Annotated in this window: 10 protein-coding genes and 1 tRNA gene; 6 read left to right on the forward strand and 5 right to left on the reverse strand. The window is 61.1% G+C overall.

The genetic code is table 11. The features are described from left to right. Positions 1-31: 31 nt before the first annotated feature. The 3 genes from IY145_RS10915 to IY145_RS10925 form a co-directional block, all read right to left on the reverse strand. Positions 32-2173, reverse strand: a complete 2142-nt coding sequence (locus tag IY145_RS10915; protein ID WP_196408239.1) for a DDE-type integrase/transposase/recombinase — start codon at positions 2171-2173, stop codon at positions 32-34. Beyond that, entirely contained in the window at positions 2173-3018 is an 846-nt protein-coding gene (locus tag IY145_RS10920) for a ParB/RepB/Spo0J family partition protein (protein ID WP_196408240.1), read from the reverse strand. Before IY145_RS10920 ends, IY145_RS10915 begins: the two co-directional genes overlap by 1 nt. Before the next feature lie 64 nt (positions 3019-3082). Further along, positions 3083-3400 carry a helix-turn-helix domain-containing protein gene (locus tag IY145_RS10925; protein WP_196408241.1) on the reverse strand — a complete coding sequence of 106 codons (318 nt, stop codon included), beginning with the start codon at positions 3398-3400 and terminating at the stop codon, positions 3083-3085. Between the two features lie 77 nt (positions 3401-3477). Between IY145_RS10925 and IY145_RS10930 the strand changes: the two genes are divergently transcribed. The 3 genes from IY145_RS10930 to IY145_RS10940 all read left to right on the forward strand — a co-directional run bounded on the left by IY145_RS10930 (position 3478) and on the right by IY145_RS10940 (position 5153). Further along, positions 3478-4206 (forward strand): LexA family transcriptional regulator, encoded by a 729-nt coding sequence (locus IY145_RS10930; protein ID WP_196408242.1) that lies wholly within the window; start codon positions 3478-3480, stop codon positions 4204-4206. After that, positions 4203-4622, forward strand: coding sequence for a hypothetical protein (locus IY145_RS10935; RefSeq protein ID WP_196408243.1), 420 nt, complete (start codon positions 4203-4205; stop codon positions 4620-4622). Before IY145_RS10930 ends, IY145_RS10935 begins: the two co-directional genes overlap by 4 nt. A gap of 454 nt (positions 4623-5076) precedes the next feature. Then, positions 5077-5153 (forward strand) — tRNA-Met (locus tag IY145_RS10940). Here the strand turns inward: IY145_RS10940 and IY145_RS10945 are convergent. After that, positions 5110-6732: a recombinase family protein gene (locus IY145_RS10945; protein WP_196410499.1), complete on the reverse strand. Its 1623-nt coding sequence runs from the start codon at positions 6730-6732 to the stop codon at positions 5110-5112. The two genes, IY145_RS10940 and IY145_RS10945, sit on opposite strands and share 44 nt — an antisense overlap. Positions 6733-7470: 738 nt before the next feature. Here IY145_RS10945 and IY145_RS10950 point away from each other — a divergent pair. Together IY145_RS10950 and IY145_RS25300 are read left to right on the forward strand one after the other, a co-directional pair. Beyond that, positions 7471-8286: a hypothetical protein gene (locus IY145_RS10950; RefSeq protein WP_196408244.1), complete on the forward strand. Its 816-nt coding sequence runs from the start codon at positions 7471-7473 to the stop codon at positions 8284-8286. Beyond that, the gene (locus tag IY145_RS25300) at positions 8283-10016 is read left to right on the forward strand and encodes a hypothetical protein (RefSeq protein ID WP_210332652.1); all 1734 of its coding nucleotides are present in this window, start codon (positions 8283-8285) and stop codon (positions 10014-10016) included. Before IY145_RS10950 ends, IY145_RS25300 begins: the two co-directional genes overlap by 4 nt. 50 nt (positions 10017-10066) lie before the next feature. Here IY145_RS25300 and IY145_RS10960 read toward each other — a convergent pair whose 3' ends face one another. Continuing rightward, the gene (locus tag IY145_RS10960; protein ID WP_196408245.1) at positions 10067-11245 is read right to left on the reverse strand and encodes a DNA cytosine methyltransferase; all 1179 of its coding nucleotides are present in this window, start codon (positions 11243-11245) and stop codon (positions 10067-10069) included. Between the two features lie 288 nt (positions 11246-11533). Between IY145_RS10960 and IY145_RS10965 the strand changes: the two genes are divergently transcribed. After that, positions 11534-11875 (forward strand): PIN domain-containing protein, encoded by a 342-nt coding sequence (locus IY145_RS10965; protein WP_210332653.1) that lies wholly within the window; start codon positions 11534-11536, stop codon positions 11873-11875. The last annotated feature ends 23 nt before the right edge of the window (positions 11876-11898 follow it).

Here is an 11898-nt window from a genome sequence, read left to right on the forward strand (position 1 = left end):
TGCCGCTGCCAACGGCGCGCCCTTCGCTTTTTCACTTCAACGCGGCTTCACCGAACTCTTCGAACATCTCGTGCATCGCCCGATATTCGGCGGTTGTTTGATAACCGCCGAGCCACATGGCTTCCTCGGTCGAAATCCTCTCGTTGTTCTCTATCCGCGCCTCCATCTCGAGGGCGCGGCGGAAACGCTGCTGCTTGGTCTCCGGCAGCTGCGTCACGCGCGGCGATGGCGCCGGGGCGGCGCCCGCCAATTCCTGCTCGATCTCCGCCAACGCGGCGCGCTGCTCCTGCGTCCGCGGCGCGGGCGCGGGCGGCTCGATCGCCGCTCGCGCGGCTTCGAGAGCGGGCGTCGTATGCGTCTCGGAGGCGCGCGGGAACTCGACCAGCTTGCCAGCCTCGGCGGCGGCCTTGCGCACGATCACATCCACCATGTCGCGCGGCTTGATCTTGCGCATGTCGGCGCGCAACTGCTGCGAGCCTTCCTCGAGCAGGCGCTTCTGCGCCGCGCGCGCCTCGGCCACGGCGGCGGCGGGATCGACGCCCGCCAGCTCCGGGCAGATCGCCTCGGCCAGGAACTCCGCGCCATCTGCCGAGAACAGCCAGGCGCGGCCCATGTCCTCCGGGTCCAGACGCACAAAGACGCGGGTCTCGGGCAGCACAGTGGGCGCGAGATAATGGGACCCGTCGACGCGCACGCCGCGCTTGGTGACGACACGAATTCCATCGCCGCCGGCGGCCGGCGCGAGCAGCAGATCGAGCGCGCGGACGTCGTCTATGCGCTTGACCGTCCCCGCGAAGCTCGCCGCCATCTGGAAGGGAGTGGCGCCGCCGATGCCGGAGTGCGGACGCTGCGCGTAGCGGCCCGCGGCCCAATCATCGCAATAGCCCTGCACCTCCTTGGAGGTCAGCTCGACGCAGAAGGCGCCCGCATCATCCAGACCGAGGCGCTGCGAGAAGGCCCTGCGTTCCTCGATGACCTTGCGGTCCTTGACGCTGTGGCCGATGAAGCCCGGCAGAAGCGGGCAGAGATCGCGCTGGAAGGAGCCGACCGCGCGCTCGATATGGCCCTTCTGCTCCGGGCTGAAGGGCGCGGACAGCTCGACCTCGATCTCCAGCGCCTTGAACAGGCGTTGCGTCGATTTCGCGGTGAAGTCGGAGCCATTGTCCGTCTTCACCCGTTGTGGCACGCCCCAAGCGAGAATGGCGCGGCGCATCAGCAGCGCGACGGCCTCGGCGCGTGGCGTGCGGCTCACATAGACGATGAGGCGCCGCGAGAAAATGTCGACGCAGAGATAGACGGAATGACGGCCGTCGACGCAGAGCGCGTCGGCCGGCGAGGCGTCGATCATCCACAGCTCATTCAACCTATCGACGGCGTGCGAATTGGAGCCGGAGAGGCGATATTTGCTCTTATAGGCGTCCGGATTTGTGATTTTGGTGAGGAGGACCTTGTCCTCTTCGTCGATCCTGGCGCGCATGCGCTGGACCGTGCGCAGCGAGACGCTGACCTCGGGGAACTTGTCCCCGAGCAATTCGAGCAGATGATCGGCCGAAAGATGCGGCTGCTTGGCTATCGCGGCGGTGAGGAACGCCCGCACCTGACCCTCTCCGCCGCGATTCAACGCGCCTTTACCCCTACGCGCGGCGCCCTGATCGACGCCGAGCCGTGAAATTCCTTCGATGCGCTTCAACGCGCGCCAACGCGCCAGCGTGCGCTGCGACAGTTTCGGCACAGCGGAGCGGACGCCGGGCTCGACCTCAATCCGGCCGAGATTGTAGAGGGCCGCGAATGTGCGATCGGCCATGTTGCGCGAGAGCGTGGCGTTCCGCGCATAGCGATCGGCGGCGGCGATGAGCGTCAGCCGCGCGTCGCGATTGTCGAGCGCGATGAGCGTGAGCTGCTTCTTGGCCTCCTCGACAGAGGCCGCGGCGGCGTCCTCCGGCGCAAGAGCGACATCGCCGATGGCGCGCGCCGCATAGGCCGCGAGCGCCGCCGCCGGCAGCAGGTCGATCGAATATTCGAGGCCTCCGCCCCGGCCCTTGCGCAGGCGGACCTTATCCGTGCGCTCGAGCCAGCCCTCGCGCTCGGCGTAGTCGAGCCAGCCCTGCTTTGTCGTGGGCAGGCCCGGCAAGCCGAGCTTTGCGAGTTCGGGAGCGGAGAGCCAGTCGCGCATCAGGCGCTCGCGCCTCCGCGCTTGGTCATCTCGGCGCCGATCGCGCGCAGGAAGGTGGCGCGCGTCTGCTTGGTCGCCCGGTTCCAATTGTCGAGCAGGGCGTCATGAATGCGCAGCTGCGGATCAATCGTCGTCGGCTTTGCGAGGCCCGCGGCGATCTTGGCCTGCACGACGCTCTTGGCCTCGCCGGATTTGATGAGCGTGGCGAGAGCGCGCTGCTCTTCCTCGGGCACATCGGAGAGCTGGATAAGCTCATTCTGATTGTCTTCGAGCAAGGTTCCTCGAAGGGTCTCGATTGCGACACGATCGAGCTTACCGGCGAGATGACACGCGAGGTCGATCGTGCGCTTCGACAGGCCGACACGCGTGGCGACCTCGTCAGTAAAACGAGGCGAGCGGTCGAACGGATCAGATTGCAATGTTTGCAATCTGATTTTTTCCTTTAATTTGTCTGACTTACGGTCGCCGCCGTTCTTCGTCTCAGGGTGCGCCTCCAGATAGAGCCTTTTGCGCTCGGCGATGAAGATGATCCGATCGAGCTTGTTGAGATCGCGGCGCGCGAGATTTTCGTCGATCTCGGAGATGCGCGCCGCTGCGTCGCTGATCTCGTCACGGATCAGCACGTGCTCGCCGACCGTCACTGTCTCCCATTCGAGGAGCTTCAATGCAGCGAGCCGATGCCCTCCGGCGATGAGCTTGTAGCCGTCGCCGACGCGGCGCACGATGATCGGCTGCATCAGCCCTTTGCTCTCGATCGACGTCGCGATCCAGTCGACGTGGGCAGGATCGACGGGACGCAGCCGGTCGCTGTCGTCTATGTCTTCGATCCGAATTGTCTCTGTCATTTCGGCCTCTGAAAATGGGCTTCAAACGGACTCGTGGGCGCGCGGACTCGGAGTTAACCAATCGTTAAGCTGCGGATTGTCGGGGGCTCGACGCGGAGGAGCCGCGCGGGATAGGCTCGGCATGCAGCCGCGGGCGCGGCAGCGGCGTCTTGGAGATCAGCTTGCCGTCCTCGTCGAACCAATCGGGCCACAGCTCGCAGAGCTGCCTGCCGAGCGCGTCGGCGATAGCGGCGTTCGCCTTGAGGTGCGGGGAAATGAGCGCCCAATACATCGTCTGGCGCTTCAGCCCGACGCCGCGGCCGACGGCCGCGAGGCTGGACCGATGACGGCGCAGCTCGGCCATGATGGCGTGGCGGTCCCAAACTCGGTGGTCGCGGGACAATCCCGACTCCTCTTCTCAACCTTGTATGGTGGATATGAGCGTGAGCGCGCGGCGCTGTCAACCTTGTATGGTGGAAGATGGTGAAAAAGCCTGTGCGCGAAGAGACGAGGCTGTTCGGCGAGCGCGTGCGCGGGCTCGTCGACCGCTTCGACTCCCTCGCCGAGGCCGCTCGCTTCCTGGAAGTCGCAGAGCAGACGCTGCGCAACGCCTGCTCCGGCGAACACGAGCCGCGCGCTCCGCTCCTGATCGCGTTGAGCGAAAAATTCAGCGTCTCGATGGACTATCTTCTGGGGCTGTCCGACGAGCTGGAGCCGTCCTCCCCCAAGAAGGGTGGACCGCTCACCGAATCGCTGGCGTTCGAGCGGATTCCGCGGCTCGATGTGCGTGCGGCCGCGGGCGCCGGCGCGGTCAATCACATCTTCGCGATCGACGGCGAACTCGCCTTTCCGCATTGGATGCTCAAGAAGCTCGCCCCGGCGGGCGCGCGGCTCTCTTTCCTCCGCGCAACGGGCGACAGCATGGAGCCGACGATCGCCGATGGCGCGTTGTTGCTGGTCTGCGAAGCCGAGAGCGATCTCCGCGTGCCGGATCGCGCGCCAAAGCGACGAAACGAGTGGGATCACACGGATATTTACGTGTTTCTCATCGGCAACGAGCTGCGCGTTAAGCGCATTCGCAAGGCCAAGCAGGGGACGATCGTCATCACCAGCGACAATCCCGTCTATCCGCCGGAGGTGCTGTTGAAAGACGATTTGAAGCGGTTCAAAATCTGCGGCCGCGTCGTTTGGTGGGATAATCGGTTATGAAATGGTTTTCGACGCTTCGGCTGCCCAGTCTTGTGTTCATCTGCGCCACTTGGGCCAGTATGGCCGATGCGGAGTGCGACGCCGTCCGGAGGATCGCCCTCGCGACAGGGGCCAAGACGTTCGCATCGGCGACAACAGGGGACGTCCGTCTGAGGGCGGCGCCCGGCGATATCCTGGTCTATTGCGACCGCCTCGGTTTCACCGCCTATGGCGCGGCCAAGCCGGCGTCCAGAGACTTCTACGCGCTCGTCGGCCGAGCGGGGTCCGCGCTCCTCGTCGGGTCGGCGGAGCTGCTCACCAAATCGGCCGAGCGATGCATGCAGAGCGGCTCTGCGGGGGGCACATGTCCCATGATCGGCAGCTTCTTCCTCGACTGCTGGGACGGCAACATTTGCCGTGTCGAGAGCGCAGATTGACCGTCTGGACGTTTCCGCTTTGGGGCTATGAATGCCTTTTTCAGTTGACTGTTCGCCGGCCCGGCAGATTTCGCTCTCTGCGACGTCGTGCCTAGAAAACCAAGCCCTCGGCCTTGCTTGCGTCGCTCCGCGCGGCTCGCGCTCCGGCTTGACAGTTTCTGGGCTCTGGCGCCGATCTCCCGCCGGTTTTCAGCGGTTCGCGCCTTTCGCTTTGGCCCGGCGGCTCCGCTTCAGTGCCATTTGATTTGTCGGGCCCCTTCGGTCAATATGCGTCGCGCATCGCCCGGAGCGGCCCGGTTTCTCTGGCCTTTTCCCACTTGCCCCCGGCCGATCCCACCTAATCCCGCCTCTGCCATCTGATCTGTCGTTTCACACGAGCTATACTGAGACGACGGCTTGACACTTTTGACCCGGGTTGACTATATCCGCCGACGCTCGCCCGAAAGGGCGTCGGGGCGGAGTAGCTCAGTCGGCTAGAGCAGAGGAATCATAATCCTTGTGTCGGGGGTTCGAATCCCTCCTCCGCTACCACCGCTCCCCCCGACGCCGCGATCCGCATGTTGGGGTAGAAGTTGGGGGCGCCCATCAGCAAAGCCAGGCGACCCTGAAGCTCGATCTTGAGCCCCTCCTCGGAGGGCCTGATGATCACCTTCGCCACCAGCTCACGGATTTTTTCCGCCGCCTCCTCGTTGTCCGGGGTCACGCCACGGCCGAAAACGGCGCCCAGCTGCCCGACCAGCTCCTCGTAGTGCCGTAGCGCGGCCGGGTGCAGCCCGATGATCTTTTCCGGCTCTGGCTGCGTCTCGAGCTCGGCGATCAGCGCCAGCTTTTGCGCCTGAGCCTCCTTCATCCTGGGTCCGAGGACATCGACCGGCACTCGCTCGGTCTCATAGTCCGACCACATCCTGTCGAGAGAGCGCTGAACCTCGGCCAGCCTGCTCTCCAGCTTGCCGCGCTGTCTGACTTTGTCCGCCGCCAGCCGCTCCCGCTCTTCCTGGTAGGTGCGCACAAACTCCTTCAGCAGCTTCGGCGCCTTGAGATGCTGTTGCAGACCGGCGAGGACCGCTTTTTCGATCTCGTCGAGATAGAAAATCTTCCGGTTCGTGCAGGTTCCTGCCTCCCGCATCGTCGAACAATGGACCCTGACCCGGCCATGATCGCGATCCTTCATTGACAGTCCGCCGCCACAGCACCCGCATTTCAGAAGGCCGGAAAGCAGGAACTTGGCTTTTCGCTGCTTTTGAGGCGCATCGTAGGTACGCTCGGCCTTCCGCTGCTGCGCCGCCTCGAACAAGTCCTTGGCGACGATCACCAAGTGCGGCGCATCCGACCGCTTCCACTCCTCCGGCGGGTTCGAGCGAGAAACGCGTCGGCCCGTATCCGGGTCCTTGATCATTCGGACACGGTTCCACACGACGACGCCGGCATAGAGCTCGTTGAGAATGATTCCGTGATGTCGCTTCTTGTTCCCGTTGATCGTCGACGGCGTCCAATTGACCCCGCGAGGCGGTCTCGCGCCTTCCTTGTTCAGCGCGTGGGCGATTTCCCGTGGCGTCTTCCCGCGGACGTAATCCTGGAAAATACGCCGAATGATCGCGGCTTCGGATTCGACGATCTCCAATTCGCCCGGCTTGCCAGCGACAGGCCGATAGCCATAGGCCCGCCCACCAGCGTGGCGTCCGTCTCTCACGACGCCCTGCATTCCGCGTCGAACCTTATGAGCCAAGTCTGTCAGAAAAAGCGACCCGAGAAGTCCCCGCACGCCGATCTGAATCTGATCCGCGACTCCTTCATGAACCGCGCGCAGCTCGACTCCCAGGAAATTGAGTCGCTTCCAAATTCCTGCGAGATCTTCCTGGTCTCGCGAAATACGATCCAACGCTTCTATCAGAATGACATCGAACGCGCCGTCGCGGGCCGTGTCGAGAAGACGCATCAATCCATCGCGGCCATACATCGAAGCGCCGGAACGCGCTCGATCGTCGTAAACGCCGACGATCTCCAGATCATTGCGTTCGGCGTAGTTTCGGCACACCGCCACTTGGTCTTCGATCGAGCGCTCGTGCTGTAGTTCCGTCGAAAAACGGGCGTAGATCGCTGCACGTCTCATCGGTCTGCCTCCGCAATGAGGCCGCTTCGACCTCTCGGGCTTTCCGATGATCCTCCCGGGCCGCGCTTCGCGCAAGCGCTCGAATGATTTCGACCAGAGAAATTTGAATATCCGAATCGGGCCCTGTGCCTCCCGCAGCTCGGCTGGAGCCTTTCTTTGTCGGCGAACAGGCGTTGCGGATCTTCGATTGCGACATGGTGACCGATCATCGCAACGAAGATTTCTTGGTGGAAGTAGCGTAACTTTGCGATCGTAAAATCGGCGGCGTTGTCGCGCGATTTAGACGGGGACAACGCCGGCGAGGCGGGCATCAACAATTGCCGTTGCCGACGAATTCGGAATGTCCTCGGTGCACGAACATAGTTATTCTCAAGGCGCAACTGGGAAAACATGGACGCGCTTCTCACTGCGGCGAACTGAGCCTAGAAAAAGCTGCTTTGAGCACTTCGAAATATGAGAAAGAGCTATCAGCCTTCGCCTGATCGTATCGTCTTGCCTTTGCAGAACGCGATCTCGGCGGGCTACTGATTTGGAAGTATAATCTGAAGCCGAATCATCTCGGCGTTCCGACAACCATTTCAGAGCGGCACAGAGCTATGATCGAGACACGGCGCATACCAGCCGACATATTTGCCCCATTGAAAATTCGCTGGGTTGAGGTTGCAGGAAGTTGAACTCGTATTTGGTCAACTATCGTGTCGAGGAACCGGCTCGGGAATAGCCTATAGGAAGTCACTGATGCCAATCGAGCGTCGAAAAGAGGGTCGAGCAGAATACGGTCTTCGCAACCGCAAGACAGGCGCTAACCCTGCCGGGTTGATGCTGATACATGTCACCCCGGTTGGTGCTGCCCGAGAGATCCTCAGAGCGGGCAAAATTACTGTGAGACACTGCCGGGTTTTCGAACGGGACCTAGTCTATTTCTTCCTGCTCCGTCCCGCCTACAAACTAAAAGACGGCCGCGAAAAACGCGGACTCATCGACTTTTTCCCATTTGTTTTCGTCTTCGATCCCGCTCTGATGAGCGCGCCGTATCATGTCTACCCATTCGACACTGGTGGCGCTATCAACGGCGCGTTCGATGCCGCCCACAGCCCGTATGTGCCGCTTGAAGATTACGCTTTGGAAGAAACGCTTCAAGGCGCAGCCGACCATATTTCATGGGCCTTCGACACGCGCGCGGCCTATTTCGACGGCAGATTGAGGCCAAATTTGTCGGAAGCTCTCCCTGCCTGGGATTCCCATGGTCATACATTCATTGAAATCGCGCGTCTTGCAGCCGAAGGCAGCAATAGACCAGACCTACGGGCGTCATCGATCGAGGTCGCCTACGCACATCATGCACCGCTCACTCCTCATGCAAAGTTCGCAGTCCTGCCACGACAATTCCTAGAGGATCCACGGGGCAACAATGCCGTGATGGTGGACGCTCTGACGGCGTCGGGAATCGAGTGGGAGACCTATGACTGGCGGCCTAACCGCGCCCCGGAAGAATTTCACTTCGAGGTGAATGCCATCGTACGAGGCTGGCTCGCATCCAGGGGCATGCTGTGACCAACGCGATTCCCAGCGAGCTGAATTTAGTGGCCTGTGAACCGATCACCTCCCACGGCTTCGCCTTACCTCTATTCGGGCAACGCTCACGAGCCAACACGTTGTACATAGCGCATTGCCATCCGCCTGGCGATCATGCTGGAAGGATCACGGAGTTTGAGCTGTACGAAGCGTCGCGTCCTCTGTGGTTGCCCAGCACCTTAGAGCTGCCTTCTGCCGTCGGCGATCCCTGGGTCGACGTATTTCTCTGGGAAGAAGTGCCGATAGCGACAGGCGTTGCCATCGCTATTTGGGCCGCCCTCCATTCCATCTTCGACGAAATCGCCGCTCATGCGCCGCTCAGCTTGCTCGATGCCGCAATTCACGCAGGCCGCCCTGAGCGAGACAACCTCGCCCAGGCCGCACGTGGCTATGTTGAAAAGCGATTCGGCAGCAAGCGCGCTAGACATTGGAGCGTCGCCTTGATTGCGAGGAACTTAGAAGTGATGCTTGCTCGCTCCGCAGCGAATGGCCCGCTGGCTCTTGCAGCGAAGCCAGTAAACGACGTTGAGAGGGCGCGGATTGAGGCGAATTCTAATATCAGCACCGTGACGCTGTCCTTGGTGAATAGCGACCAAGCCGAGCGGACACGCATGCTTGAACCAGTGCTCGCGGACGCCACAGGGCTCGCCGCCGCTCTCCACGTAGAACTACATTGTAATCGTCCGACCCCAGACGATTCGACGGAAATCTATCACCCAAAGAAAAAGAGGCGAATTCACAAAGAACGATTGGACAAAGAATTTCCTTCGGTATCAATAGATCATGGGCGTCTATCGACAAACGACGAGCAGCCTACGGCTATCCCGCCCAATGCTCACGAATACGGTGGTAGAAACTTGATGTACGGCCCTGAGATTCTCGTCCGAACTCTCTCAAAGGCTACGCGGAAGGACAGCCTGGGAAACCGTTGGCAATACCATTCCCGCAGTGATCATCACTCAAAAGTCGCTTGTTGGGGCGTCATCTTCGATCTCCTACGGACAACGCCCCTCCTGCGGAAGCACGTCGAGAAGGGCGTCGTATATTTCGGCATCAATCACGAAATGCGCGACTTCGTCCATGATCGAAAGAAGAATCTCGATCTCGTGCTGTGCACTCCTTCCGGCGTCGGCGCGGCACAATCCCCTGTGACACTCAGCTCTATTGCTGCCGAATACAGAATCGACCTGACCGACACAGAGCAATCTGAACTCGTCGCATTGCCAGTCCTTCGCCGGGCGCCAGTGGGCAGCGTTCTGATGGCACTCGAAGCCAAGGCATGCATGACGGCTCATCAGCGGGCTCTGCCGCGTCTCTACGACGAGCTTAACTCCTCACATCTGACCGTTCACGGCGCCACAGATCAGGCTATCGCCGCTGGCTTTACGATGGTCAATATCTCAGATCATTATTTGAGTCCGGATATGAACAAATCGAATCGCGTTTCAGACCCTAAGTGGAGCAAGCATCAGCAGCCGCGGGACGCCCAGCTCACAGTCGACAAAATTCGACAACTGCCCAAGCGGTCAAGAACAGGAGATACCGGCTACGATGCTCTATCAATTGTGGTCGTTAACTGCGCCAACGACGGCTCGCCCGTCGAGCTCGTCACGGGAGCACCGGCGCCGCAGCTGGGCGACATCTATCAATACGCCTCAATGATCGATCGGCTTGGGCACATATACGCGACGCGCTTCAAAGATCTTTAGGAGCTCAATGGCGCGACGATCAACGGGCCTGCCAGTAGGATGAGATAGCTCTATTCTGCAGCGACCGTCGCGACTTCGCACGTCGGATCAATTCGCCTGTTCTCGCCGTCCATACGTTGGAGATGATCACGGACACGCTCCCGGAAGCCAGGCAGAAAGTGCAATGAGCTGCGCTCGGTTCGGGACAGGAACCCTCGTGTCGCGCGTGACGACAATAACTTACCGTCGTATCGGAGGAAGTCCGCGAGCGCAGGCCGCTCCCGCCAAACCGGGAAGGTACCAATTTCGACGCGCAGACGTCGGTCGCCGTCGAAGCGAGCAGCCTTTGGCCAGCGCCCGTCCGACAACGTGCGGTCACGATCTCTTTCATACGATCCGGGTTCCGCTAACCGTGATCCGAGCCACGCAGCAACTGGAACGGTCACAGCATTTCCGATCAGTGACCATCTCAAGGAGGGACGAACAACTTTTTCGGCTGGCTTCGTCCAATCCGCCGCAAAGCCTTGCAGTCGCTCCGCATCTCGAATGTCCGGCGTGATGACCGTGCCGTCCTGCAAGAGAATCGCTGGCGGAGATGCGATGCCCACCGTCGAACCGTTTTTGAGAGTCGGGATCGCGTCTGGAGCCCATCCCAGCCCCCTAACACCCTCAGTCCAATAGAAGCCATGTGCGTGGGTCACGAGCGAGGTGATCCGTTCCGGCGGGCAGACATCGTCGGTCAAGAGCACGCTGGCGGGATCAACATCCGTGTTCGTGGCGACGAAGAGCACACGCTCTCGTCGTTGCGGCAAAAAGCCGAGTGAATTTACAACGCGATAAGCCCAGCGATAACCACGCTCCTCAAATGCGTCGACCAACATGCGCAACCCGTTGCCTCGGTCGAGCTGGAGCATGAACGACACGTTCTCAAGCACCACCCAGTCTACTGGTCGGCGGTCGAGCAGCCGAAAAACATGTGCGACAAGGCTAGAACGCTTCCCATTAATGCCCGCGGTCAAACCGGCTTGGCTCAGATCCTGGCAAGGAAAGCCGGCGACGACGACTTCGGTGCCGCCCGGCAAACTCTTCAGGCGGGCGATGTCAGTTCGGCAAGGCACGTCGGGATAGCGAACCGAAAGGACGGCGCGAGCGGGTTCCCATATTTCGCAGAGAAGCTCGGTTTGGTGCCCTGCGGACGCCAATCCCGACTCCAAACCGCCGATCCCCGCGAACAGCCCCGCGATTTTCATTCCGCCCCTTCCGTGCTTCCGCCCAACGTTCGTTCGAAAGCGCGCGAATCTCAAATATGATCAGGCGGACAATGCCTAGTCAACAGTGGTTTGCCAAGCCAACTTCTTGAGATTCCCGTGGGTAAGCGACACCACGTGCATGCAATAGCTCTTGGACAGCTTCTTTACCGCCTGCGGGTGAATCAACCGCCATGATTCCTCAAGACAATAATGATTATGCCGATTGCCTCGCGCAAAACTTATCGCTGGACATCGCCGAGATGAGCTCCGAACGTCATCAACCAAGGCTTGTCCACCCTCTATCTCTCGACAGTGACCATCGCCGAGATCGAAGCCGGCACCGCGCGCGCGGTCAGAATCGGTGCCGCAACGAAGGCGGAGCGGCTACGCCGATGGCTCGCAGCATTGGAGCATTTCTACGTCGAGCGCATTTTACCGTTTGGTGTCGACGAAGCCAGTAGGGCGGGCGCGATCCTAGATCGGGCGCGCGCGCATGCCCCCGGCTTCGAGGACATCACCATCGCCACCACCGCCGCCGTGCGCGGTTTCACTGTCCTCACGGCCAACGAACGCCATTTCGCGCCGCTCGGTGTCCCTTACGTCAATCCACTGAAGCAATTGCCTCGTTGATCGATCGAATCGCAATCGACTGA

This window comes from Methylosinus sp. H3A (assembly GCF_015709455.1).
Classification (GTDB): Bacteria; Pseudomonadota; Alphaproteobacteria; order Rhizobiales; family Beijerinckiaceae; genus Methylosinus.

What these genes read in the sequence shown, in the direction of transcription:
- IY145_RS10915 (WP_196408239.1), bottom strand. Translation starts at nt 2,173, where the DNA reads ATGCGCGACTGGCTCTCCGCTCCCGAACTCGCAAAGCTCGGCTTGCCG.
- IY145_RS10920 (WP_196408240.1), bottom strand. Translation starts at nt 3,018, where the DNA reads ATGACAGAGACAATTCGGATCGAAGACATAGACGACAGCGACCGGCTG.
- IY145_RS10930 (WP_196408242.1), top strand. Translation starts at nt 3,478, where the DNA reads ATGGTGAAAAAGCCTGTGCGCGAAGAGACGAGGCTGTTCGGCGAGCGC.
- IY145_RS10935 (WP_196408243.1), top strand. Translation starts at nt 4,203, where the DNA reads ATGAAATGGTTTTCGACGCTTCGGCTGCCCAGTCTTGTGTTCATCTGC.
- IY145_RS10945 (WP_196410499.1), bottom strand. Translation starts at nt 6,732, where the DNA reads ATGAGACGTGCAGCGATCTACGCCCGTTTTTCGACGGAACTACAGCAC.
- IY145_RS10950 (WP_196408244.1), top strand. Translation starts at nt 7,471, where the DNA reads ATGCCAATCGAGCGTCGAAAAGAGGGTCGAGCAGAATACGGTCTTCGC.
- IY145_RS10960 (WP_196408245.1), bottom strand. Translation starts at nt 11,245, where the DNA reads ATGAAAATCGCGGGGCTGTTCGCGGGGATCGGCGGTTTGGAGTCGGGA.